The sequence below is a fragment of the Coxiella endosymbiont of Ornithodoros maritimus genome (genome assembly GCF_907164965.1).
Classification (GTDB): domain Bacteria; phylum Pseudomonadota; class Gammaproteobacteria; order Coxiellales; family Coxiellaceae; genus Coxiella.
The window spans coordinates 1-25,703 of the sequence record NZ_CAJRAM010000108.1; the positions used below are offsets into that span (position 1 = coordinate 1).

A 25,703-nucleotide genomic window follows, 5' to 3' on the forward strand; every position below is an offset into this window, starting at 1 on the left:
CTCAGCAGCTTTTCTCACTATTTCATCAACTGAACTGCTTTCGTCATGTATAGAGGAAAAAATAATGCTCTTAATCTTCCTTAAGATTATTTTAAGGGTAGTACACGGCGACTAATCCAGCCACTCACCACAAAAAACGGTGGTTGCAGGCCCTGTCATTGTGACCGGAGTTAGCGGTCCTTGCCAATCGATGGTGAGGCTCCCCCCAGGTTGACTAACGACCACGCGCTCTTGGAGCAGTCCACAACGACGTCCTACCGCTACGGCGGCGCAAGCATTACTGCCACAAGCCAAGGTTTCACCCGTCCCCCGTTCGTAAACGCGCAGTCGAATATTTTGAGGATCGATGACTTGCATAAAACCTACGTTGGCACCTTCCGGAAAACACTCATGCACACTTAAACGGGCTCCAACCTTACTTACCTCTTTGGCATTGATACGTTCTACCGGAATTATCGCATGGGGATTTCCGATATTGACTACACCCAGCCTTACTATTTGATTATCCAGAGCAACGTCATAGAAATTGGCTACACCGGAGGCGATAAAAGGAATTTCTGTAGGCTCAAAGCGCGGAACGCCCATTTTTACGGATACTTTACCATCGGGTTGGATTTTCAATTCTAATACCTCGTTGAGGGTAGAAATGCGCAGCTCTTCTCGATCGCTTAATTGATGAGCTCGGATGAAAAGCGCAATACAACGAGCGCCATTCCCACATTGCCCTACCTCACTTCCATCGGAATTAAAGATCCGAAAATGAAAATCAACTGAATCATTTTTGGGCGGTTCGATCACTAATAATTGATTAAAACCTACCCCAAACCGCCGATTTGCCATTTTTTGAATTTGCGATGTCGTTAATTGAAAAGAGTTTTCTGTGGCATCAATGACCACAAAATCATTGCCCGATCCCTGCATCTTAGTAAAGTTAACTTTCATTGGAATCCAACTCTTGACTCTGGGCCGCCCCCGACGGTAAATATAAAGCCCCTTTCGAACCACACCCACCCATGAAAAAAGTAAGGCTTATTATTAATAATAATTTTTTCATGACGAAATGATATATCAATGCGTCCTCGCACACCACTGTGTCTTGAATGATGAGCATGCTATAACGACTAACCATTCTTTTGCGATATCCTGACAACATCCTCTAAGAAAGGTTCCATTACTGGCGAATTCAGTAGAGGAATAGGGATACAACGAATTCGTTAGATTACGATAATTAATAATCATTTCATCTGTTAAATGAATAGCTGCATGCGGGTCAGGCTTGCTATGAAAATACTCGTAATTAACAAACTGAGGTATTTTATCCGCAATCGTTCCATCTAAATTTAACCTTTTATTAACGAGTTCCTCTAAAAAGATATCCATAATATATTAATTCTCTAAGGTCATAGAGAGTTGTTGACATTTTCCTGGATCTTGGCGAAAATTGAAGGGTTGTAGGAAATTGTAAAGAATAGTAACCGGGAGCTCAAACTTCACCCTTTAAATTGAAATGAGCGGGATGTAGAAGAATAGGCGCACATTTTTTTAGACTATAACTTGCTACATAGATTTTTTGTATCAACTCTATGAGGACCCATAGAATTATCAGTAGCAAGCCTAAAGCCAGATAATACGCCAAACATTAGTGGAAAAAAAGGTGGAGCAGTATCTGCTAAATACGGATTTGGTTTTAAGTTATGGTGATCTTGTGCGCGAGAAACGCATATTGATAAAACATTTGATTTCGCTCATAGCTAGAAGCAATCCAAGAGTTTTCAAGTAATATTGAATAGAACTCTTGTAATATTGAATAGAACTCTTGCCATCGCGGATCTTTTCTCATTTTTTCAATCCACACACCCGACATTATCAACACTAAACTCCATTTAGATTTTTCGTGTTCAGCGATAGCCTTAAAAGTTTCCCATTGGTCAACTAAATTTTTGGGCGCTAGAGAATTAACGTTGAAATCTCTCTTTAAGTTTTTATGGAATGTAGCGTCACCGATATTTGCCAACATAAAAATGCTGCGAGCGCCGGCAGTCACGCTAAAAACCTTAATCGAATGGCTAAAAACCTTAATCGAATGGCAAGGTTGGACGAAGATCTAATTGTCTCCATAAAGCAGAAAAAGTCCCCAGCGTTAAAACAACTATTGGCAACGTATAACGAGGAGTATTAATAAAGACTTCGTATGAATTCTTTAAGATAATTGCTGCGGACAATTCATTTTCCGCATATGAAAGGTCGGAACGAATTTTTTTGTTAACATCTCGGTGACTGACGGGAACAAGTTCACCCCCCTCAAGGGGAAGATGAAATAATCCTTCTTTGATAAGAATAGCCTCAAACGGGTAACTTAATTTATACAGCGAAAACTGATTGTTGGAGTCAAGCTGGTGTCAATAGCTTTAGCAAGCCTAGGATTGACCCTATAAACAGCAGTACGAAGGTTCTGCCAAGTGACTGTTGCAATGCCGTCCTTCATAATCATTTTTGTTTGCCATTCTCAAAGGAAACGAACTAAGACTAAGAGAAAATGTATACTTTTAAATGATTACTCAACTTGACATTACTCAACTTGACTGGGCAGGATGCTTTTTAATCAAGCTTGCTTATTCTGAATCAAAAGGACAAACAACGATTCAGCTCCAACTTCTTTAAAGCTGCAATCAACACTTTTTTTATTTTTACAATTAAATTTTAATCTAATGTTTGAACATAGAATTCAACGGTTCAAATTGATAAAGATAAATGCTCTGAAAATAAATGCTCTGAAATCGATCCATAACGCCACCCCTGGATCACCAAGACAGCGATTTCCAACTCCCGCCACGTTAAAATAAATCTCTGGATATAACTCTCCCACGTAACACCGCTTTAATAATGACATCCTCTTTTGATGTTGTTCTTTACCTTCCCTATATCAGAAACACTTAATGGCTCCTCGTCCTTTTTTCTTTGCGCAAGAACCCTTTAACCCAAAGAGCAAGTTTTTTTACCCTCACTGATCGCAACATTTCTCCTTTTGCTAAATATATTAATTCCTTCACTGAGTCTGGTTGGAAGCTATCAAGGTCTACTAATTCAGTCTATCACAGCGCGAATCATTATTCTATCCACTTTTTTAATAAAAGAAAATTATATGATATTTATTTCTATAAAATTTTTCCTTGAGCGCTTTATCTTTTTTCGAAAATTAGGTTTAAAATCCCTCCAAATTGAAAAAAGTGAGCATCTGAAATGAAACCACCATTAGAAAGCATAACCATCCCTTCCGCTAAGCCCGCCGTTGGAAGTATCATCTGGTTGCATGGGCTGGGGGCTGATGGGTATGATTTTGCAGATATTATGCCGCGATTGGGGTTGCCGGAGAATTTGCATTTGCGATTTTTGTTTCCTCATGCACCGATTCGGCCCATTACGGTGAATGCGAATATGCAAATGCGAGCTTGGTATGATATTTACAGTTTCGAGGATCTATCACGCGAAGATAAAAATGGTATTGCCCAAACACAGCAATCGATTAATCGATTGGTTGAGCAAGAAATTTTATCCGGAATCCCAAGCGATCGAATTGTTTTAGCGGGATTTTCGCAAGGGGGCGCCATGAGTTTGTATACTGGGCTTTGCTATTTAAAACCCTTAGCGGGCATCATCGCGTTATCAACCTATCTTCCGTTAGCCAATCATCTGACAAAAGAAAGTAGTGCGGCCAATCGATCTATCCCTATCTTTATAGCCCATGGCAGTGCTGATCCTGTATTACCCATAATTTTGGGGAAGCAAGCCGCTCATCTTTTAAAAGAATTAGGCTATCCCGTGGAATGGCATGAGTATTCGATGGAACATCAAGTGTGTCAGGACGAAATCGAGGCGATCGGAAAGTGGCTAACCGATCGCTTTCCTTAAACGTTCTAGTTCCTCTATCGTGCCAACGTTAAACCATCTCCCTCGATACAACTCTCCACTAACTGTTCCACGCGAAATGGCTTCGTTGAACAGTTGGGATAAGGGGAAAGTTCCAGGCTGACAATTAGCGAATAATTTAGGATGAAGCTTTGCAATATTTCCATAGGTAAACTTAGGACCCTCGAAAATCACTTTACTTTCATTGGATAGTGCATAATCCCCGACTGGATGGTAGTTCGGATTTTCAACGAAAATAAGATGGGCCTCATTATTAGCTTCTACAAAAGGACGATCAAATGGAAAATCGGACCAAATATCTGCGCTCATCACAACAAATGGTTCATTTCCCAACAAAGGCAATGCTTGAAAAATTCCACCCCCTGTCCCCAATAAGCGATCTCTTTCATAAGAATAACGAAAGGTTACACCATATCGCTTACCATCACCCAAATAACTCACTATTTGTTCGGCATGGTGAGAAATATTAATAATAACCTCATGAATTCCGGCTTGCTTCAACACCTTTACATTGTGTTCAATTAAATTTTCAGAACCGATGGATAATAAAGGTTTAGGAAGCGTATCAGTCAATGGTTTTAAGCGAGATCCTCGTCCAGCTGCCAATATCATTGCTTTCATTATAATTATCTCTTTTCAAGTAATGATTTTAGTCCCTTAAGTTCAGAATATCGTTCGCACACGGCCCAAGCGTATCGCATCACTCTGGGAATATATTGCAAATATAAGGGCTTCCCATCCCGTTCATTTAATCGAGCGAAAAGACCAATACATTTTAAATGGCGCTGCAACCCAATCCAATCAAACCAGCGAAGAAACTCCTTTTCATCTTTCTCCTCTAACAACCCCGCTTGACAAGCCTGGCGTTGGTAAGCGAACACCCACGTCTTTACCTGATCAATCGGCCAATCGATATAGCAATCTCGCAACAGAGAAAGTAAATCGTAAGTCACTGGTCCATACAACGCATCCTGGAAATCTAGGATACCAGGTTGATGGTGGTTAGCAACCACAAGCAAATTGCGCGAATGATAGTCACGATGGGTGCAAATTTTCGGCTGGGATGATGCTGTTTTAATTAACAACTGAAAAACATTCTCTAGCGTTTCCTCTTCTTTTAAAGACAAGGGAGTCTTCAAATATCTTTTGAGATACCAATCGTGAAACCACGACATCTCTTGATAATAAAGATCAGCCGTAAATTCGGGTAAATCATAGTCTTCAATTTTTTGGCACGATTGAATGCGCAAAAGATCATTAAAAGCACGTCGATACAATTCATCGGCCGTTTTTTTATTAAGTGCGTGCGCATATAATTGATCGCCAAAATCCGTTAATAACAAAAATCCCTGTTTCTTATCTTCAGCATAAATAACAGGAACATTTAAACCCAATTTGTAAAACGCTTTTGCAATAGCAATAAATGCCTCACAAGATTCTTTTTGTAATGAGGCATCCATAGTGACATAAGTAATGTCTTTACAATAAACACGAAAGTAACGGCGCACACTGGCATCCCCAGGCAAAAGCGAAAGACGTTTAAATGGCTGTTCCAATACAGTATTTAACCAGCTTTCCAATTCTTGACAACGATTTTCAATACGCTCTTTCATCATACACAGCCGTTCAACGGGAACTCCTCGTAGCCAAATCCCTTCATAGAGGTTACCATTCTCCAACCAACATCGAATAAAAGAAATTTCGCAATGAAGCAGGGAAAATCATTTATTTTTTATTGTCTGGTTTTGCTGTTATGTGGTTTCCAGCAACTGAGCAGTGCTGTGACAGCAAGCATGGCTAAAGCTATCAAAACTACCGATAGAAAACAACGCGCCTCAGAGACTCTACCCACCAGTTTGTCGTATCGACATTTTTACCAGTATGTCGCTCATTTACTCGGCTGGGTCCCCGCACCCAATCTCATTTGTGGAGGTTACTTCAAAGAACCATTGATACTTACCAAACACCCCCACCCCGGACCAACAACAAAAGATCCCACTATTATCGTCACGGCCAAAGGAACCTCCATGGTCACGGCTCAAGGCGTTTCTATCTTACGCAAAGATGTTGTCGTCACCCAACCCAGTCGTATTGTAAAAGCTGATAAAGTCTATATTTATCGAGACAGCAGAACAGGTCATGTAACTAAAATTATTTTGATTGGCCATGTCCGCTTGCACGAAGCGGACAAATGTGTTGTCGCCGATAAAGGAACACTGACGCTTTATCCCAAAACCGCGACACTAATGAATGCGGCTTACCACATCTATAGCGGGGAGCCTTACTTTTATAAATTTAAATATCCCTTCGATGTGTGGGGCGTTGCCAAACACACCGTACGCGACGCATCGAACGTAATCACCTTGCGTCATGCTACTTACAGCACTTGTAAGCCGACAGCTCCAGCGTGGTCAATGAACGCAACAACGCTTGTCTTAAACAGAAATACTCATCGAGGCGAAGCTTATAATATGCTTTTGCATATCGGCAGGGTGCCTATTTTTTATTTTCCTTATTTTAATTTCCCCATTGATAATTATCGGAAAACGGGTTTTTTAATCCCGTACGTGGGGCATAGCTCGAGCTCGGGTTGGTTTTTTGCTTTGCCTTTTTATTGGAACATGGCGCCCAATTACGATTTAACACTAACCCCCGAGTTTATATCTGAACGCGGGCTTAATTTGCAGAGTCTTTTTCGTTTTTTAATCACCAAAAACAGTGGAAATATTTATTTAAAATACCTCCCTAATGACAAAGTGTTTCAGCAGTTTCGAGAAGCCACCCTTAGTAAATTTCCGCCGCCCGTTTTAGCGAAACACCATGCTTTTATTCCGTATGTGGATAAACTCAAAAAAATTAAAAATCAGCGCGTCTTTTTTTCGATGAATGAAACCACGCTTTTTAATTCCGAATGGTCTTCACGGGTTATTTTAAATTACGTCACTGACCCTTATTTTTTTCAAGATCTTGGCAGGCGGCTGGGCGGCAGTTCTCTTGCCAACCAATTGCTTAATCAGATTGATTTACAATACAATGGACTGCGTTGGCAATTTATGGGAATGTTACAAGCGTATCAAACGCTTCACCTAATTAGTCAATGGACAACTCCGGCACTAGATCAATATTCCCGGTTACCCGATTTCAACGTTACAGGTTATTACCCTGACATCGTTGGAGATGTGGATTTTAACTTTAACGCTGAGGCCGTTAACTTCGACTATCGTAGCGACTTCGTCCCTGATAAGCCAAGAGGACAACGGTTTCATATGCGACCAGGTATTAGTTTTCCGTTTTATTTCAGTTCCGGCTACATCATTCCTCAACTATGGGCGGACGCCACTGCCTATAACATCACGCATTTTCAGCCCGGACAAGCACACACTTCCAGCCGTTTGTTACCAATTTTCGATATCGATTCAGGACTTTATTTTGATTGCAGTTTCCATCTCGGTCATCGGTCCTTTATTCAAACACTCGAACCCCGATTTTTCTATTTGTACGTCCCCTATCAAAATCAAGATCGTTTCCCTAACTTTGATACGGTCTTATTGCCGTTCTCTTTTGAACAATTATTTGCCTTAAACCAGTTTACGGGCAACGATCGTTTGCAAAATGCTAATCAAGCGAGTTTTGCGCTCACTTCACGAGTTTTAGATGCCAAAAATGGTAGTCCTATTTTAACGGCCAATGTCGGATTTATTTATTACCTTGAAAACCAACGTGTTTGTCTCACTCCGGAATGCGTCCCGACTAATTATCATTATTCGCCAATCATCGGCGAACTTACTTTTTATCCTTTCCCTTATTGGTCTTTTACTGGCAGCTTAGCGTGGGATCCCAATTGGGGGCAAACGAATAACACTTCCGTTGAATTAGCCTATAACAATGAGGGGGAAAAAGCCGGTATTCGTTATCTATTTGTCCGCGGGAATGAAGATTCCATTGTCACATCCACGCCAATCATTGTTCCAGGGAACGCATACAGTCAAAACACCAACCACGTGATCTCTTCGGGGGCCTGGCCGTTGTTTAAAAAGTGGAGTGCTGTCGGCTATTGGGATTACAATATTACCCAACACCATACCGATGTCTATTCAATCGGTGTACAATATAACACTTGTTGCTGGGCATTAAGTTTCAGCATATGCCGCACTTATGCGGGTTTGAAAGTCAATCCCAATGGAGCTCTACAAAGGCAGTACGACACGGCTTACGGGTTTGAACTCCAGTTAAAAGGGTTGGGTAATTTAGGGACGGCTCCCATTTCAACAGTAACTTTGTTGGATGCGATGAATAGTCGTGTTTCTAATGATGTGAGGTAGTCATTATGTGGAAAAAAATATTAACTTCAATGGTAATTATTTTGAGCGTCACGAGTATCGGCGCTTTTGCACAATCGACTTTGCCGGCCCCAAACGCCACCCACGAACAATCTTTGGACCAAATAGTAGCCGTGGTTAATGATGAAATTATTACTCAAAGTGCACTCAATCACGCGTTAACGGCTGCAAAGCAACAATTCATGCAGCGTCAAATTTCGCTGCCTGATCAGAAAACATTTAAAAAGCAAGTGCTCGATCAATTAATTGATCAAAAATTACAATTACAGGTTGCCAAACACAATCAAATTAAAGTCACCAACAGTGAAATAAATGCGGCGGTTGTGCGTATATCCGAAGCCAATCATTTATCACAAACCGCCACCAAGCAAAAATTAACTCAGGAAGGAATTTCTTATAAGGAATTTCGTGATCAATTGCAAAAACAATTAATCATTTCAAAGTTGCAGCATCAAGCGTTGCAAGACACTATTTCGATCAATAAATCTGATATCGCGGCTTTTCAAAAACAACATGCCGGGCAAATTGCCTCAACGGAATATCACATCGCGACTATACTTATTCCCTTACCAGCTTTCGCCACCCAAGCACAAATTAATCATGCCAAGGGTAAAGCCGCTCTGGTTTTAAAGCAATTACAAAAAGGTTCAAGCTTTGAAACAGGAATGAAAATGCACCCTGGCAGTGCCGATCTTGGCTGGCGTTCTGTTAATGAGCTGCCCCAAGTGTTCGTTAAGACTGTATTGAAAATGAAGCCGAACGAGGTGACTGGTCCCGTTCAAGCGTCCAATGGTTTTCATATTATCAAGTTACTGGATAAAGAGGCTAAAAACATTGTTAGCGATCAACAAATCCAACAAATCGTTTACCAACAAAAAGTGGAAAAAGCGTTGCAAAAATGGCTGACTCAATTGCGTAGTTCCGCTTATATTCATATTTATGCTGATTCTTAATGAAATCGATTGCGATTACGCTCGGCGACCCCGCAGGCATTGGGCCTGATATTTTAATAAAATTGGCACAGCATAATCTTTCTGTTCCGCTCTACGTTATTGCCGATCAGGATTTATTAGCAAATCGCGCTAACAAGCTAGGGCTTACGCTTCCATCAAACTTAGTTATACAGCATGTACCTTTAAAAAAACCCTGCCTAATCGGAAAACCCAATCCCGCTAACGCTGAATATATATTAGAAACTTTGCACATCGCTGCAACGGGTTGTCAGCGCAATGATCATAAAGCAATGGTCACGGGGCCGGTGAGTAAAGCGGTTATAAACAAAGCGGGTATCGCTTTTACCGGCCATACCGAGTGGCTTGCCAAGCTCGCTGGCGTTCAACGAACCGTTATGCTTTTTGTAACAAATAAATTGAAAGTCGCTTTATATACCACTCATATACCATTGGCTGATGTCCCTTCCTCATTAGCCCCTTCGACACTAAAAGAATCCATTCAAATTTTGCAAAAAGGATTACAAAAATACTTTTCCATCCCGAATCCCCGCATTATAATTTGTGGCTTAAACCCTCATGCCGGTGAAAATGGTTACTTGGGGAAAGAAGAAATTAACGTCATTGAGCCCGTCGTTAAGGCACTAAACACTGAAGGTTTTTTATTAACCGGTCCCCTTCCTGCCGACACCGCCTTTACGCCCAGTCATAGTCATCACGCTGATGCTATTTTAGCGCTATACCACGACCAAGGTCTGCCCGTTGTTAAAGCACTTGGATTCGGCCAGGCCGTCAACGTAACCTTGGGTCTCCCTTTCCTTCGGACCTCTGTCGATCACGGTACTGCTTTTGACCTCGCCGGCACCGACCGTGCCGATGAAAGTAGTCTACTAGCCGCTGTCAAATTAGCGGCTACTCTTCCATAAAAGAACCGGTTCTTTTTATAAGTTTCCTACTAAAACCAGTTCTTTTGACGACCCACTGAAGAAAGTGTATTTTACTTGGGACCCTATCATTATCCACAAGTGGGTAATTAAAGCCGTTATGCGGGTAATTCTATTCTAAGAGTGGGACAAAATTGTTTATCGAAAGAAATGCACTTAAATTGCTCGACGAGTGGCTAACTGCAAAACAGCGCAAACCGTTGATCATCCGCGGTCTTGCCAACTTGGCAAGACCGCGCTGGTTCGGCGGTTTACGTTTCTCAAAAAAAACCTTTAATTGAACTTAACTTTGAACAGGTTATTCCCATTGAGATAAAATCAGGCAGTACAAGCATCTTGCAGTCTTTACATGTGCTTATGGAGCAAAAACAGTTAGATCGGGCCGTTTGTATTAATGGCAATTTACCCACTCAGGTACGAGTAAATACAAAAACACCGACCAGAAAGCGTGTCAACTATCAATTATCACTACCATTTCATTTGATTAATCAATTGCACCATTTGTTTGGCAAGGGTGTCTGATGAAAAAAATGCCGGTGCGCAAGCGTTTTGCTCAGCACTTTCTCCATGATTCCTTTGTTTTGCAAAAAATCGTCAGTGCGGTCCATCCCAAAAAGACGGATACTCTCGTGGAAATTGGACCGGGTCGTGGAGCTTTGACGAATTATTTATTAACGGAATGCGGTAATTTAGTTTTGATTGAGATTGATCGGGACTTGGTTGCTTTTTTGCAAAAGAAATATAATCAGCAAAAAAACATAACGATTCATCAAAATGATGCCTTACAATTTAATTTTTTATCCCTAAAAACAGATAAGCCCCTTCGTGTTGTCGGCAATTTACCTTATAACATTTCAACGCCCCTGCTTTTTCATTTGTTTTCTCAAATACATTGCATTGAAGACATGCATTTTATGCTACAAAAAGAAGTGGTCGGGCGAATTACGGCTGAGGTGGGGAGTCACGATTACGGGCACCTCAGTGTAATGGCTCAATATTTTTGCGACAACACTTATCTCTTCACCGTATCACCTCAAGCACTTACCCCACCGCCCCAAGTGGAGTCGGCTATTATCCGCTTGATCCCTCGCCGCAATTTTACGCCAGTCGCCAAAAATTTGGATCAACTGAGTCATATTGTGAAAGAATCTTTTAGCTACCGTCGAAAAACGGTTGGTAATGCGCTTAAAAAATTAATAAACCCGTCGCAGTGGCGGTTGCTTGAAATTAACCCACAATTACGGCCTCAAGAATTAACAGTACAAGATTTTGTTAAAATCAGTGATATGTTAAACTAAAGACGAACTGGGAGCCTGTTCCGAGATGCACTACAAACATATATTAGCCACCATCGACCTTTCTCCACGCAGTCAAGAAGTCATCGACCGCGCCGCCGAAGTTGCGGCAAGTAATAACGCCACACTAGATGTCGTTCATGTAATAGAACATTCACCCGTTGATTGCGGCGGTGAATTTTCTATTCCAATTAACGTGAACTTAGAACAAACGATCGAATCCGACACCCGAAAAGCATTGGCTGAACTTTGGCATACCGTGAAGGTCCCCTCTGAAAGACAACACACATTAAGCGGTGTGGTAAAACACATGGTGATCGAACTGGTCGAAAAATTAAAGATCGACCTCATCGTCTCGTAGGCACCCATGACCACCACGGCCTGGATAAGTTATTAGGCTCCCGAGCCAACGCCATTTAAATGTAGCACCTTGCGATGTGCTTGCGGTGCGGATGAAGGAATAAAATTAATTCTGATCTGAATTGATGATTTACTTTACGTTTTAAGGTATGGTACGACCGTTAATGAACAAGGGAAACAATAGGGAAATCGAGTAATGGAACCGCATTGTAAAATATAGCTTTTCCTTATTTTCACCTATTCTCTTAACTTTAATAAACTTAATTTTTATAAAGGAGCTTTGTAATGAAAAAATTGATTTTATCAACCCTTATTACTTTTTCTTTAAGCATTTTTTCGCTATAGGGAATGGCATTTAATAATCCTTTCAATCAACTATTAAAAAATTCGTTTCCTCCAGCAAGCGCATGCGGCATTCCTAATCCAAGTCTTCCTCCTGATGATCCTGAAAACAAACCTTTTTGCCATTGTTTCACGCCAGCGTTAGTGACAGGATGCCAATAGCATGGCATAGGCAATTGTACGGTCCCTCACATTTACACTAACCTTAATGCCATGCTCCATATGGGATACACCTATTCGAAGATATGTGAAAAGTATAACCCCCCGTGAGCGTGAGTGAATGTGCAGGAGATTTGCAATATTGGAATGAAAATTATGCAAAATGCAGTATCGAATAGGAAAAAAAATCAAAGCCCTAGCAATGCTTGATTGCTGAGGTTTTGACGGGATAGGGCATTAATCCAAGGTTCGCTATGCATTAAAAATTAGTTTCATTCTTTTTTTAATTATTTTATTTTTAATAAATTCTGCCGCTCCGGCACATCTCACTGAGACAAATTGTTTCCCCTTCATTTGGAATGCTCATCCATTTTACATTGCCATCAGCCTCGGTTATGGAAGTACTGACTGGAGTCAACTCGTTGCAAGAGGAACACACCAGATGACATGACTCTACTCACCACCTCAGCGCCAATTGTTGCAAAAGATCGAGGTTTAATCTACGGGTTTGTAGCCGGATATGAAGTTCAACCTCTCTTTGCTTTTGAGTTGAACTATACTCGTTTTCCCACCACAAGCATTTTTTTGAGGATCTGAATGTTTATGAAGTACGGTTTAGGCTTACTTCCCCTATGCGATCTCTTACCTATGCTTACAATTTTGTTGGAAAATTCATGGTTCAATTAGGATAATCGGGAATTCGCGCTTTTGCTAATGCAAGCGCTGCATTCATCCATCGACATGATTTTCTCGTAAACGGCAGTCATATCAACCCTACTTTTGGGGTAGGCCTTAATCGAATATTTAAAGAACACATAATGCTCGAACTCGGTTTTCAATATTATGCTGGTTACGGAAAAGCAGTTTATACCCCTGCGATTAATTACGTTCCATTTTTATACGCCCTGACCCTCAAACTAACATATCGTTTTTGAACATATTGCGTTGGCGCATTCTTTCTCGTAACCTAATGATAATTCACTAATGGAAACAATTTGATGAATGATGAATCAGTTGAAAATACGTTGGTTAAAGCTATCCTCGATGACCGCCGCGCTGAGCGTCGATGGCGGAATGTTCGGTTTGTGGGTTGGATGTTTATTTTATTGTTATTCGCCATATTAATTTTCGCGCCTTCTGCGTCGGAATTAGAAGCGCAGCGGGGTGATGGCGCTTATGTGTCATTAGTGAGAATGAATGGGACAATCATGTCGAACACGACCTTTTCTGCGCTTCGTGTTGTCCCTGAATTAAGCAAAGCCTTTGCAGACAAAAATTCTAAAGGCGTGATTTTGTTAATTAACTCTCCCGGCGGAAGTCCCGTTCAGGCCTCGATCATTCGCGATAAAATCATCGAATTAAAAAAACAATATCATAAAAAAGTAGTGGCCGTTGGAGAAGACGAATTGGCTTCTGGTGCATATTTAGTTTCCACGGGGGCAGACAAAATCTACGTTAACAACGATACGTTAACGGGCTCAATCGGTGTGATCATGGGTGGTTTTGGGTTTGTAGACACTTTAAAAAAAGTCGGGATAACTCGCCGTTTGTTTGTAGCCGGCGATCATAAAGACCGTCTTGATCCTTTTCAACCGGTGAAGCCCGAAGATGTTGAAAAAATAAACAAAATATTGGCCAAAGTGCACCAAAATTTTATTGACCAAGTTATTCAGGGGCGTGGGAATCGGTTACACGGTGATCGTCAAGAAATCTTTTCTGGGGATTTTTGGACAGGCAAAGAAGCAGCCCAACTGGGCGTTGTGGATGGCACTGCTAATTTACGGATCGTGCTCGAGCGAGAATTTGGCGTGAAAGATTACAAAGACTACACCACGCGGATGTCTTTTCTTCAAGCCTTATTTCATAACACGGCAACGGAGCTTTATTTCCACCTGACAAATGAAACTTCACCTCTTCGCGAGCAGATGCAAGTCGATTAACGAGAGAATGGAATGGATGTTCAGGCTATCACTTCCCGCGAAAAGGTGGATTTAAAATATCCAGGTAATACATATATCATCGGCGATGTTCAAGGGTGCTATCGCGAGTTGAAAGAATTATTGGAGCTTATCGAATTTGATTCGACTAAAGATCGCCTCGGGTTCGTGGGAGATTTAGTTAATCGCGGCCCGAATTCTTTGGAAGTGTTGCGTTTTCTCAAATCATTGTCTTCCCCCCTGATTGTTCTTGGCAATCATGATTTATGCTTATTAATTTTGGGCTACGGTTTAATGCCCGAAGATTCTTACGAACATACTTTACACACCGTTTTACAATCACCTGATAAATTAGAATTATTAGAATGGTTACGCCACTGCCCCCTTATCCGTTATGAAAAATCGCTTTCTGCCGTGTTAGTTCACGCTGGATTACCGCCACAGTGGAACGTTAGAGAAAGTATCCTCCGTGCTGAGGAAATTTCCACCGCTTTAAAAGGGCCTCATTACCTCGCTTTTTTGAAAAATTTATTCGGCAATGAACCCTCCCAATGGAAAGAGCATCTCGAAGGACAAAATCGGTTGCGTTACATTTGCAATGCATTCACTCGTATGCGTTTTTGTGATGTCAAAGGCCGTCTTGACCTGGAATCCGAAGGAAAAACCAGCCAAGAGCCTTCACGCTTTAGACCTTGGTTCGAATGGCGCAAGCCCCAAGAAGATAATGTGGATATTGCTTTTGGTCACTGGGCCGCTTTAAACGGTCAATCCACCGCCCCACATACTCACGCTCTCGACACTGGCTGTACCTGGGGTTATAGGCTCACTGCGATAAACTTAAAAACCAAAGAACGCTTTTCCGTGCCCTGCCAGTCCGCGTTGCGGATGTAACTCTCCCCTATTGACGCAACGAATTTTCACGTTAATACCCACTTATTTAAGTACTTTAAATATAAGATTCTCTGTACACATAGTAACCTTCACCGAAATTAGGGCCAAACTAAAGAAAATCTTGGATCTTTCCGCCGATCAACACGAGCCCGCCATTATTAGACGGCCTAATAAAGAAACCATGGTCATCCTCTCTTTACGCGATTTTGAGGCTCTGAAAGAAACGACCTATCTGCTCAGTAATGAAGCTAATGCCACACCCACCTTTGTGAATCTATTTGCCGCTTAAAACACGGCAAAACGCAAAAAAAGAAATTAATGGAAGATTAATACAAATTTCCTTCACGCCGGAAGCCTGGGAAGATTATTTATACTGGCAAAAATTAGATAAAAAATGCTTTACCGAGTTAATGAACTAATTAAGGATGCTATGCCCGAGCCTTTGACATTTGAACTACAAGGATATTGGTCTAGACGGCTCGATCAAGAACATCGATTAGTCTATAAAATCTTAGATAATTCCTTAGTCATTATTGCTGCACGATTTCACTATAACAGCTTTAATTCTAAAAACTGAAAAGAAATGTTTTTTCTTTAATTTTTATGATTCTATGAATTGTGATTTTGCTTTACCATTAATAACTATAATTATATTTTCTAAAATTTTATTTATTGATAAAATTAAGAGGAATGAAATATATCTCGCTCTCAAAATGAAATTCGATATCATCTATTCAAGCTTCTACCTCTCTTCAAGCCGTTGTCGACCAAGATCAAAGAAATAACGAAATTGAAACCGTGGTGACCGTTGAACCGGAATTGAACCCGGAAACTATTAATACGACCAGATCTCGGCCGATATGGAACTCAACCCTTGATGTCTATGAAAATAATAAAAGCTTGAGCCTGCAAGTTTTTTTAAATTTTTTTCGGGATTGTATTTGGACTTATTTCTCTTGCGAATCCATGAATTGGTTATTACGAGAAACTAATGATGAAAATTACGATGTAAATAGCCAATAGTTTGGTCAGCAAATTTGGGCGACATTCCTGCCAGCTATAATTTTTTTCCTTATCGGTTTGTATAAATGGAAAAAAGAACCCGAACTAATGAAAGATGCGCTTATCTATACCATCGCCTTATCACTGGCTATTTATACCTGGGATCGCGGTCAGCAACTCGGAGTATAAACCTGGGACGAGATAAACTGAAAATGTCATGCCCAAAAGCGGCTTACTTCGCCAGTGTATTCACCAGTTTACTTGAAGGGTTAACTCAGTTTAACCTTATCGAGTTTGGAAAGTTAGCTTTGATGCGTGGTCAGTGGAAAAATTTTTAAAAAAACTTATTCAGGCACCCTCGGTTTAAACAGCACCATCGGCGCCGTTGCGGGCGCTATATGGCAAATAGTTTTTGTCGCTTGTATTGCTTCAAATTTGAATCCTATTATTATCAGCTTATTTGTTGGCATGGCGGTAGCCGCTTGCAACATTAGCTCTACAAAATTAATTGACACGATAAACAACGCAAAGTGTTTCCCTGAAAAAAATGCTGTAGAAATTGATTCTGAGGCGGTTGGTTCGGAAATAGAAATTGAGAGTGAAGAAGCAAGTAACGTCAGCGAGAATCAAGCATCAGCTTCTAATTCTCCTAATTCATTATTTAACGAGAATGCTGAAAAGCCTAACAATACTCAGTAAGAAAAATATTCCAAACTAGATCGATAACAATTTTAGAGCGTATAATTCAGTTAAAAATTTCTTCCGTATAACCGTTTTAATTCTAAAAACTGAAAAGGATAAGGATTTTTTTCCTCCCGTTCGTGTTTAATTTGTGAGGTAATTTTCCATTCTTTATCGTTCCATTTAGGAAAATAAACATCGCCTTCAAAAGAATGATCGATGATAGTCAAGATCATTTTATCGGCCTTCGGCAACGCCTCTTTGAAAATGCGAGCGCCACCGATGATTATTACTTCGAGCTCATTGGTCAGTGCGCTCAGTGCGTCATCTAAAGAATAGAAAATATAACAACCCCCAATAATTAAATTTTTTTGCTGCGTAATGACAATATTTCGGCGGTGAGGCAAAGGTTTCCCAATGCTATCAAAAGTTCGTCTGCCCATCACAATCGACTTGCCAAGCGTAATCGATTTAAAATGGGCTAAATCGGGAGGCAAATGCCACGGCAGCTCGTTATTCCGACCAATCAGTCGATTTTTATCCATCGCGGCAATTAAAGTAATAATCATTGGCTAATTTTCGAGGGTTCGTTTTTCCCATAAAATTTCAGACCGATTTCAACACGCGAACGTCCATTTTTAAGACGCCAGCGATTGGTGTCTCGCAAAGAATAAATGCAGCCACAATATTCTTGTTGATAAAAATTCTCTTCTTTGGATAATTCAATCATGCGTTGCGAACCGCCTTGCTTGCGCCAATTTAAAGTCCAATAAAACATATTAGGGTATTTATTCGCCGCTCGAACGGCGCATTCATTGATTTGATCCATGTTCTTCCAACGCGAAATTCCAAGAGTACTTGAAATAATGGGAAAACCATTTTCATAAGCATAGAGCGCTGTGCGCTCAAAACGCATATCAAAACACATCGTACAACGCGACCCCTGCTCGGGCTCGTATTCCATCCCTTTCGCTCGCGCCAACCAATTATCGCGATCGTAATCTACATCGACAAAAGGAACGCCAAGCTTTTCGGCGAAACGAATATTTTCATTCTTTCGAATCAGATATTCCTTTTCGGGATGAATATTGGGATTATAAAAGAAAATGGTAAAATCAATTCCCGACGCCGCCAATTTTTCCATAATAGCGCCCGCGCAAGGCGCACAACAAGAATGCAACAACAACCGATCGCCCCCGTTAGGTAATTTCAATTTACTTTGATTTTTGTTTATCATGATCAACCTATTTTTCTCCCGCAAAACCGTCCTCGAGGTTGTTAAAGAATGCAGTACTTTCACGGCCAAGACGGGGGGATGACGCGTACTGGTATATCGTGCCTGCTGCCCCATGCAGGGGCCGCATCCTTTGCTCAAACTGTGACCCGATTACCGTGAGGCTCTTACGTTCTCTAATTTGAACCATTATAAACAATCAAAGAAGGAACATAAATGATCAAATCAAACTACAAATTGTGCAAGGAGGCTAGTTCAAACCCCTAATTCTACTATCTTCCTTTTGGGAGCGACTATGTTAAAATATCCGTTTAGGGATTGCATGTGACACAGAAGGAACAAAACGAAACTTGCACTCACGGTACTGTACCAGGCAAAGTGCAAGGTGTATTTTTTTGCGAGAGCGTGTGTAAGAAAGCGGAAGAGTTTCAATTAACAGAATGAGTGAAAAATCTTTCCCACACAGACGTTGAGCTGGTGGCCTGCGGAAAGCGCGATTCCATTATGATTTTGGACGAATGGTTATGGGAGGGTCCTCCACAAGCTGCAGTCAGTAATATGAATTGGGAAGAAATCGTCGTCGAAAACTATGGCGATTTTCGGGTGAAATCATTAACGAAATCACTTAAGTCTTTAAAAATAGGTACATCTTCTAACCCTTCGCCGTTAGCTACCGTTTTTTCACCGTTACCTGTTTTTACTAAAACGGGCAGGCATCCCACCGCTCTCGCGGCTTGTATATCCCGCAAGCTATCCCCCACCAATGTACTTCCCTTTAATTTTTGGGGGAAATCTTCAGCAATCAAATCCAGCAATCCTAGCTTAGGTTTTCGACACGGGCAATTAGCTTGGGGTGTATGGGGACAAAAATAAATACCAGCCACTCGACCACCCGCCTTCGCCAATTCACGGCGCATTTTTTCATGAATCGCTTCGAGCATATCGAACGAATAATAACCGCGATCAACGCCTGATTGATTCGTAGCAATGACAACTTGGTATCCAACCTGATTCAAACGGGCAATCGCAGAAAGACTGCCAGGGATAGAAATCCATTCATCGGGATTTTTAATATAATTTTCCGAATCGTAATTAATCACACCATCGCGATCTAAAATAATTAATTTTTCTTCATCCGACATATTAATCTTCTCTCAACCAAAAACGGTTTTACCCGAAATTAATTTATAGCCATGGGCGTTAATAAAATCGCCGGTTGAACAAACCCGCTTACCCGGTAATTGTAACTGATGGAGCCGCAAAATGCCGCTCCCCGCTGAGATAGAAATACCCTTCTTGTCGGCGTCAACCAAAACCCCTGGCTTAAAATCCACTTTTTCATCGACAACCGTCGCCCGCCAAATCCGCATCGCCTGACCTTCAAAATAAGTAAATGCGATGGGCGTCGGATTAAATGCGCGCACTTGTTGCGCTATTTCCACCGCCGATTTTTGCCAATCAATCAGCGCCTCTTGCTTTTGAATCTTCGATGCGTAGTTAGCCGATGCCTCGTCTTGTCTTTCTAATTGAATATCGTCTTTTTCTAATTTAGCTAATGTTTCCAACAGCAAATCCGAACCGATCAATGAAAGACGGTCATGTAAATCAGCCGCAGTATCTTCAGATGAAATAGCACACGCGCTTTTAGCAAGCACATTGCCAGTATCCAACCCTTCATCCATTTGCATAATACTAATCCCAGTTTCCCGATCGGCCGCCAAAATAGCACGCTGAATAGGAGCTGCACCGCGCCAACGAGGCAACAATGAAGCATGAACATTCACACACCCTAACCGGAAAGCATTTAATACCTTCTTAGGCAATATCAACCCGTACGCCACCACAACCATTACGTCTGCATTCATTGCAATTAATTTTTTTTCCTCCATCTCATCCCGTAACAAAAAAGGTTGGATAACAGGTAATTTATTTAGTTTAGCTATTTCTTTAACCGGACTTTCAATGATTTTTTGCCCTCGCCCGGAAGGACGATCTGGTTGCGTATATACGGCTAAGACGCGATGAGAAGAATCAATCAACGCGCGAAGCGTTGGGACAGCAAATTGTGGCGTTCCGGCGAAAACGATTTTAAGCGACATGAAATCTCAACTTTTATTAATTTTAAGTTTCCTTGGATAAAGAAAGCAAAATCCAAGAGCTTTTGCTGAAATCAACCCATCCAAAAAAACACGGCCAGGGAAGCCGACGAATCGTTTGGGCGGACCGCAAGCTGCTCGGACGGCGGCTTCCGAGCTCTCAAGGACGAGTTCATGACGTGCCTGCCTAAACGATCCGTCAGCTTCGCTGCATACGGGCTAACCTTTTATTGTCACTGTATTGCAACCCACCTGCAATGTACTATTATTTTTCTCACCATACCTAATTCTCAATTAGATTCAGAATGGACGAAAGCGTCGAATCACGATATTTTGGCGCTCGATCATCCCTCTTTACCCTACTTTATTGAAGGAAATCCGCAATCCGCCCAAAAAACTCTACATCATCCGGAATCCTTTAATATTAAATCAGCCACAATTTGCCATCGTTGGTAGCCGTAATCCGACCGTCACCGGCCGCGAAATCGCACAAGAAATGGCAGAGAAACTCGTTCAAGCTTGTGTTTTTACATCAGCAGTGGGTTAAGAAGCCTCGGCACGCTCGTTGTGGAAGCTACCCTCGTCGGCTCGGGTTCCCTGGTTACCGCGAAATTAGCCGCCGAACAGAACTGAGAAGTTTTCACCATCCTAGAGTCAATCCGAAATCCCCTTTCCCAGGGGTGCCATGCTCTCACCAAAGAGGGCGCTAAACTAGTTGATTCTATAGGGGATATTATTGCAGAATTGGGCTACTAAGGCTACGGGTGCTAGCGCTCCAATTCAAACACTTGATAAGAATGAACACAAACTGTTAGAGTGCATCGGATTTGAGGTCACTTCCATGGATCAACTGATCGCTCGAAGTGGCTTTTCGGCTTCCATCGTAGCCTCGTTATTGTTAAGAATAGAATTCTAAGGTCCTTAAATCAACACCTGGCGGTGTTATACGAGTGAAGTGATGAAAGACGAAAGTGTATTAAACGTATTAATGTATTTATTTAAAAACCATATGCAAGAAAATTGCACCCTGGATTTAGGAGAAAAAAAACTTCTGGTCCAATTAGAAGAACTCGGATTCCACCGCACTGTCATCAACCAAGCCTTGAGCTGGCTCAATAACCTCTCCTACTCAGCTCGCGAACCCATGCAACTCCCCAAAAAAAACTCATTTCGTGTTTTCAGCGATTACGAATGCGACTTATTAGATATCGAGTGTCGGCGATTTCTAATCACCTTGGAACAACAGGCGATACTTAACCCTCACACCCGAGAGCTCGTTATCAATCAAGCCCTTGAACTTTCCTGTGAAGGAATTGACGTAAGTCTTCTCAAATGGGTGACCTTAATGGTTCTTTTTAATCAATTCAGTGAGAAAGAAGCCCTAGCCAGCATGGAACTGCTGGTTCTTGATGACAACACAGTAGGTGGTGTACATTAATCATGGTTAAATCTTTAGTCGTGGTCGAATCGCCTGCCAAAGCGAAAACGATAGAAAAGTATTTAGGCAAAGACTTTAAAGTCATGGCTTCCTATGGTCACGTGCGCGATCTTATTCCCAAAGAAGGTACCGTCGATCCCGACGATCATTTTAAAATGCATTATGAAGCCATTGAGCGAAATATTCGACACATGGATGCTATCGCCAAAGCGCTCAAACCTTGCCATAACTTATATCTCGCCACCGACCCCGATCGCGAAGGAGAGGCCATTGCCTGGCATGTCAAACAAATGCTGGAAAGCCGTAATAGTTTAAAAGGCAAAAAATTTTCACGCGTTATCTTCCATCAGATTACCAAAAAAGCCGTTCAACATGCCATTGAAAATCCGCGCGATATTTCCACGGACCTCGTGAACGCACAACAAGCACGACGCGCATTGGATTATTTAGTCGGTTTTAATCTGTCGCCATTGCTATGGAAAAAAATTCGTCCCGGTTTATCTGCCGGCCGCGTACAAAGTCCCGCACTTCGTTTGATCGTCGAAAGAGAAATTAAAATTGAGAATTTTAAAAGTCAGGAATATTGGACTATACATGCTGACTGTCACGCGCAACAACAGTCTTTTGACGCGCGTTTAATCGAATTACAAGGCGAAAAGCTCGAACAGTTTTCAATTGTTAATGAAAGACAAGCCCACGAAACACGCGATTCCATTGCGCAAGCTGCCAACGGAAAATTGACAGTTGCTAAAGTCGTTAAGCGCGAACGAAAACGAAATCCAGCGTCCCCTTTTATTACTTCAACCATGCAACAAGAAGCCGCACGCAAACTCGGTTTTTCTGCTTCAAAAACGATGCAAATCGCTCAACAATTGTATGAAGGCGTTAATCTCGGTGAAGAAGGCGCGATGGGTTTAATCACTTATATGCGAACTGATTCTGTCAGGCTTGCATCTGAAGCGTTACAAGAAATCCGTCAATTAATCGAAGAAAAATACGGCCAAGAAAATGTACCGGAACAAACATGGATTTATAAAACCAAATCAAAAAATGCGCAAGAAGCGCACGAAGCTATTCGTCCTACCTCGGCGTTTCGCACTCCCGAAAATTTAAAAGAATATTTAAACAGTAATCAATTAAAACTTTACACCTTAATTTGGAAACGAACGATCGCCTGTCAAATGATCGAATCGACTTTACACACCGTGGCCGTCGATTTAAAGGCTCCCAATGCGATTTTTCGGGCTAACGGTTCAACCATTGTAAGACCAGGATTTATCTCGGTTTATCAAGAAACTTTCGATGACAAGAAAAAAGAAGAAAGCGATAGTAAAATGCTTCCATCGTTGGAAGAAGGTCAAACCGTTGATGTTAATGAAATTAAAAGCGAGCAACATTTCACTGAACCTCCACCTCGTTACACCGAAGCCAGTTTAATAAAAGCGCTTGAGGAATACGACATCGGCCGACCTTCTACTTATGCCAGCATTATTGCGACTTTGAAAAACCGTAAATACGTCGATGTGGATAATAAACGTTTTATTGCCACTGATGTTGGCCGCATCGTTAACCGTTTCCTTACGCATTATTTTACTAAATACGTTGATTATGCATTCACCGCTAAATTAGAAGACGAACTCGACGATATTGCCCGCGGTGAAAAAACGTGGATTCCCGTTTTAGAAACCTTTTGGTCACCGTTTAAAAATTTGGTTGACCTCACAGAAAAAACAGTTAAACGTAGCGATGTGACGCAAGAAAAAATTGATGAAAAATGCCCAAAATGCAGCGCTCAATTATCCATCCGGCTAGGTAAGCGCGGGCGTTTTATCGGTTGCACGGCTTATCCCGATTGTGATTATACACGCAACCTCACTGAAACTGCGCCTGAAGCTCAATCCGTATTCGAAGGGCGGCAGTGTCCAGAGTGTCAATCCAATTTAATTATAAAAATGGGGCGTTACGGAAAATTTATCGGTTGTAGTGGTTATCCTAATTGCAAATACATGGAACCCTTAGAAAAACCAAAAGACACCAATGTAACTTGTCCAAAATGTAAAAAAGGCACCATCCTACAACGCAAATCTCGTCGCGGCAAAATTTTTTATTCCTGCGCCCGTTACTCCGACTGCAACTACGCTATGTGGAACGAACCCGTTGCCGAAGTCTGCCCCAAATGCAGCTGGCCTATTTTATCGATAAAAACAACAAAAAGTCACGGCACAGAAAAAGTATGCCCCCAAAAGAGTTGTAACTTTGTAGAAGCATATGATGGAGATGAATCATTACTTAATAATTAATCTTCCTTTAAAGCATGAATAAAAGCACAGCCATCAAGCGGGTGGTGGGCCTTTTTAAGCGGACTGTAAGCCGCCAAGCCCAACTCTCAGGGATGAGTGCATGGCATGTCCGCTTTAAAAGAATCCGCCCGATTCGTAGCAAAATGATTAATTAATTCAAAATATACGATCACTATCGAATAACTACGGAGATAAATCGATGAACAAAATTTTAGTGGCTATTTTAATGGCCTCCGACAGCGATCTTACCACCATGGAAACGGCTTTCACCGAATTAAAATCGTTGGGTATTCCTTTTGAAGCTCATATTCTTTCCGCTCATCGCACTCCCAAGGAAACTGTCAAATTCGTAGAAAATGCTGACAACCGCGGCTGCGTCGTCTTCATCGCAGCCGCAGGCCTCGCCGCCCATCTCGCTGGTACCATTGCTGCACATACCCTCAAGCCAGTAATCGGCGTGCCAATGGCAGGTGGCAGTCTTGGCGGATTAGATGCATTATTATCAACAGTACAAATGCCAGGCGGTGTTCCCGTTGCTTGCACAGCGATTGGAAAAGCGGGTGCGAAAAATGCAGCCATCTTAGCCGCGCAAATTATCGCCCTCCAGGATAAAACCATCGCACAAAAGTTAGTGCAACAACGGATGGCAAAACGTGAAACGCTAAAAAAGGTGGATGAAAATCTACAAACTCAGTTATAAACATGGACGATTATATCCAGTCAATCAACGACGCGGTTAAATGCTCACGCCAAGGCGGAGTAATCGCTTATCCCACTGAAGCCGTTTACGGTCTAGGCTGCGACCCATTCAATCACGATGCTGTCGCTCAATTACTAACAATTAAAAAACGCTCGATAAAAAAAGGGTTCATTCTCATCGCTTCCGAATGGAAGCAAGTCGAACCGCTCACCGAGCCCATCGATCCTAAAGCATTGGCGCGCGTGTTCCATACATGGCCAGGGCCCTTCACCTGGACTTTTCCTGCCAGCAAAGAAGTGCCTCATTGGATAACCGGCCAACACTCAACGATCGCTATCCGCGTCACCGCACATCCCATTGCTAAACTCCTTTGCCAACGATTCGCAGTCCCCTTAATTTCCACCAGCGCCAACCAAGAAGGGGAGCCTCCCATCCGCGATGTAAAAATTCTTCGCATGGTATTCGGCAACAAAATCGATAAAATTTTAGAAGGTCCCCTTGGCCACACCCATCGCCCCACACCCATACGCGATGCAATAACAGGGGAAATTTTGCGTTTATAAAATCCATATCATTACCCATTACCCACTGTGGCAAAGACCTAAACAGCTTAAAACCTGTATCCGCGCAGGCGAGAATGGCAAGGCTAACCTTGAAAACGCGAGTGCGATTAAAAGTATAGGTTTTCAACAAATAGCCTGTATGAAGCGCAGTGAAATACGGGGATGATAGACGAGATCATTATTTTCCCGTATTCTGCTTTGGTCTATACGTATATGGCCCCAGGGTTGTTGTCAACAATCAGTTTTGACGAAAAGAACGTATATGCGGCTTCACCGAGCCACCGCATGAATTAGCCTCATCAACCTCAGGTTTTACCTTAACGTCCTTAACATCACATTGCCGCGTTTACTAATCCGCGACAAGACCTCCTTATTCTCACTCGCGTGTTGTGGAGGAACTAACCCAATAAACACCAACAACTTGCCAGAAACAGATGAAATTGATGAATGTCCCTCCCCGTTCGCATAAACCGGCAGCGCCGTTAAATCCCCCCCGGCTGCGCTGTACCCGTTGACAATCCTCATTGGTTTTTACCACGGCTTT

Annotated in this window: 20 protein-coding genes and 8 pseudogenes; 18 read left to right on the top strand and 10 right to left on the bottom strand. The window is 41.9% G+C overall.

Annotated elements, in window-relative coordinates; all coding sequences use genetic code 11:
* Positions 1-111 precede the first annotated feature (111 nt).
* The 3 genes from dapF to OWO34_RS08985 all read right to left on the bottom strand — a co-directional run bounded on the left by dapF (position 112) and on the right by OWO34_RS08985 (position 2,044).
* Positions 112-942, bottom strand: coding sequence for a diaminopimelate epimerase (gene dapF, locus OWO34_RS08975; protein WP_267257249.1), 831 nt, complete (start codon positions 940-942; stop codon positions 112-114).
* On the bottom strand, positions 932-1,153 hold the full coding sequence (lptM, locus tag OWO34_RS08980; RefSeq protein ID WP_407647536.1) for an LPS translocon maturation chaperone LptM: 222 nt from the start codon (positions 1,151-1,153) through the stop codon (positions 932-934). The genes dapF and lptM overlap by 11 nt, the downstream gene beginning before the upstream one ends.
* Before the next feature lie 534 nt (positions 1,154-1,687).
* Positions 1,688-2,044 (bottom strand): hypothetical protein, encoded by a 357-nt coding sequence (locus tag OWO34_RS08985; protein ID WP_267257250.1) that lies wholly within the window; start codon positions 2,042-2,044, stop codon positions 1,688-1,690.
* 1,196 nt (positions 2,045-3,240) lie between these two features.
* Between OWO34_RS08985 and OWO34_RS08990 the strand changes: the two genes are divergently transcribed.
* Positions 3,241-3,909 carry an alpha/beta hydrolase gene (locus tag OWO34_RS08990; RefSeq protein WP_267257251.1) on the top strand — a complete coding sequence of 223 codons (669 nt, stop codon included), beginning with the start codon at positions 3,241-3,243 and terminating at the stop codon, positions 3,907-3,909.
* On the opposite strand, the gene murU is transcribed toward OWO34_RS08990, so the two are convergent.
* Positions 3,889-4,548, bottom strand: coding sequence for an N-acetylmuramate alpha-1-phosphate uridylyltransferase MurU (murU, locus tag OWO34_RS08995; protein ID WP_267257252.1), 660 nt, complete (start codon positions 4,546-4,548; stop codon positions 3,889-3,891). The two genes, OWO34_RS08990 and murU, sit on opposite strands and share 21 nt — an antisense overlap.
* A gap of 5 nt (positions 4,549-4,553) precedes the next feature.
* A pseudogene (locus OWO34_RS09000) lies at positions 4,554-5,652 on the bottom strand (aminoglycoside phosphotransferase family protein).
* Between OWO34_RS09000 and OWO34_RS09005 the strand changes: the two are divergent.
* The 11 genes and pseudogenes from OWO34_RS09005 (at position 5,634) to OWO34_RS09055 (ending at position 16,846) form a co-directional block, all read left to right on the top strand.
* Complete coding sequence (locus OWO34_RS09005) at positions 5,634-8,249, top strand: LPS-assembly protein LptD (RefSeq protein ID WP_267257253.1); 2,616 nt, start codon at positions 5,634-5,636, stop codon at positions 8,247-8,249. The pseudogene OWO34_RS09000 and the gene OWO34_RS09005 sit on opposite strands and share 19 nt — an antisense overlap.
* Positions 8,250-8,254: 5 nt before the next feature.
* Positions 8,255-9,220: a SurA N-terminal domain-containing protein gene (locus OWO34_RS09010; protein WP_267257254.1), complete on the top strand. Its 966-nt coding sequence runs from the start codon at positions 8,255-8,257 to the stop codon at positions 9,218-9,220.
* On the top strand, positions 9,220-10,143 hold the full coding sequence (gene pdxA / locus OWO34_RS09015) for a 4-hydroxythreonine-4-phosphate dehydrogenase PdxA (RefSeq protein ID WP_267257255.1): 924 nt from the start codon (positions 9,220-9,222) through the stop codon (positions 10,141-10,143). Before OWO34_RS09010 ends, pdxA begins: the two co-directional genes overlap by 1 nt.
* Positions 10,144-10,377: 234 nt before the next feature.
* Positions 10,378-10,683: a hypothetical protein gene (locus tag OWO34_RS09020; RefSeq protein WP_267257256.1), complete on the top strand. Its 306-nt coding sequence runs from the start codon at positions 10,378-10,380 to the stop codon at positions 10,681-10,683.
* Positions 10,683-11,459 carry a 16S rRNA (adenine(1518)-N(6)/adenine(1519)-N(6))-dimethyltransferase RsmA gene (gene rsmA, locus OWO34_RS09025; RefSeq protein WP_267257257.1) on the top strand — a complete coding sequence of 259 codons (777 nt, stop codon included), beginning with the start codon at positions 10,683-10,685 and terminating at the stop codon, positions 11,457-11,459. Before OWO34_RS09020 ends, rsmA begins: the two co-directional genes overlap by 1 nt.
* Before the next feature lie 25 nt (positions 11,460-11,484).
* Positions 11,485-11,920, top strand: a pseudogene (locus OWO34_RS09030) (universal stress protein).
* 1,395 nt (positions 11,921-13,315) lie between these two features.
* Positions 13,316-14,257, top strand: a complete 942-nt coding sequence (locus tag OWO34_RS09035) for a S49 family peptidase (protein WP_267257258.1) — start codon at positions 13,316-13,318, stop codon at positions 14,255-14,257.
* A 12-nt stretch (positions 14,258-14,269) separates the two neighbouring features.
* On the top strand, positions 14,270-15,145 hold the full coding sequence (locus OWO34_RS09040) for a symmetrical bis(5'-nucleosyl)-tetraphosphatase (protein WP_267257259.1): 876 nt from the start codon (positions 14,270-14,272) through the stop codon (positions 15,143-15,145).
* Between the two features lie 61 nt (positions 15,146-15,206).
* Positions 15,207-15,475, top strand: a pseudogene (locus tag OWO34_RS09045) (type II toxin-antitoxin system Phd/YefM family antitoxin).
* Positions 15,475-15,722, top strand: a pseudogene (locus tag OWO34_RS09050) (Txe/YoeB family addiction module toxin). The pseudogenes OWO34_RS09045 and OWO34_RS09050 overlap by 1 nt, the downstream one beginning before the upstream one ends.
* A gap of 740 nt (positions 15,723-16,462) precedes the next feature.
* A complete protein-coding gene (locus OWO34_RS09055) occupies positions 16,463-16,846 on the top strand; it encodes a hypothetical protein (RefSeq protein ID WP_267257260.1) in 384 nt (127 codons plus the stop codon).
* Positions 16,847-16,896: 50 nt separating this feature from the next.
* On the opposite strand, the gene OWO34_RS09060 is transcribed toward OWO34_RS09055, so the two are convergent.
* Both OWO34_RS09060 and OWO34_RS09065 read right to left on the bottom strand, forming a co-directional pair.
* Positions 16,897-17,397, bottom strand: coding sequence for a dihydrofolate reductase (locus tag OWO34_RS09060; RefSeq protein ID WP_267257261.1), 501 nt, complete (start codon positions 17,395-17,397; stop codon positions 16,897-16,899).
* A pseudogene (locus OWO34_RS09065) lies at positions 17,394-18,203 on the bottom strand (epoxyqueuosine reductase QueH). Before OWO34_RS09065 ends, OWO34_RS09060 begins: the two are co-directional and overlap by 4 nt.
* 183 nt (positions 18,204-18,386) lie before the next feature.
* On the opposite strand from OWO34_RS09065, the pseudogene OWO34_RS09070 reads away from it, so the two are divergent.
* Positions 18,387-18,671 (top strand): annotated as a pseudogene (locus OWO34_RS09070) (acylphosphatase); the annotation flags it as partial.
* Here the strand turns inward: OWO34_RS09070 and gmhB are convergent.
* Both gmhB and fmt read right to left on the bottom strand, forming a co-directional pair.
* Complete coding sequence (gmhB, locus tag OWO34_RS09075) at positions 18,650-19,204, bottom strand: D-glycero-beta-D-manno-heptose 1,7-bisphosphate 7-phosphatase (RefSeq protein WP_267257262.1); 555 nt, start codon at positions 19,202-19,204, stop codon at positions 18,650-18,652. The pseudogene OWO34_RS09070 and the gene gmhB sit on opposite strands and share 22 nt — an antisense overlap.
* A gap of 12 nt (positions 19,205-19,216) precedes the next feature.
* Positions 19,217-20,161, bottom strand: a complete 945-nt coding sequence (gene fmt / locus OWO34_RS09080; RefSeq protein WP_267257263.1) for a methionyl-tRNA formyltransferase — start codon at positions 20,159-20,161, stop codon at positions 19,217-19,219.
* A gap of 238 nt (positions 20,162-20,399) precedes the next feature.
* Here fmt and OWO34_RS09085 point away from each other — a divergent pair.
* The 5 genes and pseudogenes from OWO34_RS09085 to OWO34_RS09105 all read left to right on the top strand — a co-directional run bounded on the left by OWO34_RS09085 (position 20,400) and on the right by OWO34_RS09105 (position 25,159).
* Positions 20,400-21,117, top strand: a pseudogene (locus tag OWO34_RS09085) (DNA-processing protein DprA).
* Positions 21,114-21,596: a DUF494 domain-containing protein gene (locus OWO34_RS09090; protein ID WP_267257264.1), complete on the top strand. Its 483-nt coding sequence runs from the start codon at positions 21,114-21,116 to the stop codon at positions 21,594-21,596. The pseudogene OWO34_RS09085 and the gene OWO34_RS09090 overlap by 4 nt, the downstream one beginning before the upstream one ends.
* 2 nt (positions 21,597-21,598) lie before the next feature.
* Entirely contained in the window at positions 21,599-23,896 is a 2,298-nt protein-coding gene (gene topA / locus OWO34_RS09095) for a type I DNA topoisomerase (RefSeq protein ID WP_267257265.1), read from the top strand.
* Positions 23,897-24,095: 199 nt separating this feature from the next.
* The gene (gene purE / locus OWO34_RS09100) at positions 24,096-24,596 is read left to right on the top strand and encodes a 5-(carboxyamino)imidazole ribonucleotide mutase (protein WP_267257266.1); all 501 of its coding nucleotides are present in this window, start codon (positions 24,096-24,098) and stop codon (positions 24,594-24,596) included.
* A gap of 2 nt (positions 24,597-24,598) precedes the next feature.
* A complete protein-coding gene (locus OWO34_RS09105) occupies positions 24,599-25,159 on the top strand; it encodes an L-threonylcarbamoyladenylate synthase (RefSeq protein WP_267257267.1) in 561 nt (186 codons plus the stop codon).
* A 318-nt stretch (positions 25,160-25,477) separates the two neighbouring features.
* Here the strand turns inward: OWO34_RS09105 and OWO34_RS09110 are convergent.
* Positions 25,478-25,703, bottom strand: a pseudogene (locus tag OWO34_RS09110) (transposase); the annotation flags it as partial.

Excerpts from the sequence above, each read along its gene's own strand:
- fmt (WP_267257263.1), bottom strand. The coding sequence starts at position 20,161 with ATGTCGCTTAAAATCGTTTTCGCCGGAACGCCACAATTTGCTGTCCCA.
- murU (WP_267257252.1), bottom strand. The coding sequence starts at position 4,548 with ATGAAAGCAATGATATTGGCAGCTGGACGAGGATCTCGCTTAAAACCA.
- rsmA (WP_267257257.1), top strand. The coding sequence starts at position 10,683 with ATGAAAAAAATGCCGGTGCGCAAGCGTTTTGCTCAGCACTTTCTCCAT.
- pdxA (WP_267257255.1), top strand. The coding sequence starts at position 9,220 with ATGAAATCGATTGCGATTACGCTCGGCGACCCCGCAGGCATTGGGCCT.
- dapF (WP_267257249.1), bottom strand. The coding sequence starts at position 942 with ATGAAAGTTAACTTTACTAAGATGCAGGGATCGGGCAATGATTTTGTG.
- OWO34_RS09040 (WP_267257259.1), top strand. The coding sequence starts at position 14,270 with ATGGATGTTCAGGCTATCACTTCCCGCGAAAAGGTGGATTTAAAATAT.
- purE (WP_267257266.1), top strand. The coding sequence starts at position 24,096 with ATGAACAAAATTTTAGTGGCTATTTTAATGGCCTCCGACAGCGATCTT.
- OWO34_RS09035 (WP_267257258.1), top strand. The coding sequence starts at position 13,316 with ATGAATGATGAATCAGTTGAAAATACGTTGGTTAAAGCTATCCTCGAT.
- OWO34_RS09060 (WP_267257261.1), bottom strand. The coding sequence starts at position 17,397 with ATGATTATTACTTTAATTGCCGCGATGGATAAAAATCGACTGATTGGT.
- gmhB (WP_267257262.1), bottom strand. The coding sequence starts at position 19,204 with ATGTCGGATGAAGAAAAATTAATTATTTTAGATCGCGATGGTGTGATT.
- OWO34_RS08990 (WP_267257251.1), top strand. The coding sequence starts at position 3,241 with ATGAAACCACCATTAGAAAGCATAACCATCCCTTCCGCTAAGCCCGCC.
- OWO34_RS09105 (WP_267257267.1), top strand. The coding sequence starts at position 24,599 with ATGGACGATTATATCCAGTCAATCAACGACGCGGTTAAATGCTCACGC.
- OWO34_RS09005 (WP_267257253.1), top strand. The coding sequence starts at position 5,634 with ATGAAGCAGGGAAAATCATTTATTTTTTATTGTCTGGTTTTGCTGTTA.
- lptM (WP_407647536.1), bottom strand. The coding sequence starts at position 1,153 with ATGTTGTCAGGATATCGCAAAAGAATGGTTAGTCGTTATAGCATGCTC.
- topA (WP_267257265.1), top strand. The coding sequence starts at position 21,599 with ATGGTTAAATCTTTAGTCGTGGTCGAATCGCCTGCCAAAGCGAAAACG.
- OWO34_RS09010 (WP_267257254.1), top strand. The coding sequence starts at position 8,255 with ATGTGGAAAAAAATATTAACTTCAATGGTAATTATTTTGAGCGTCACG.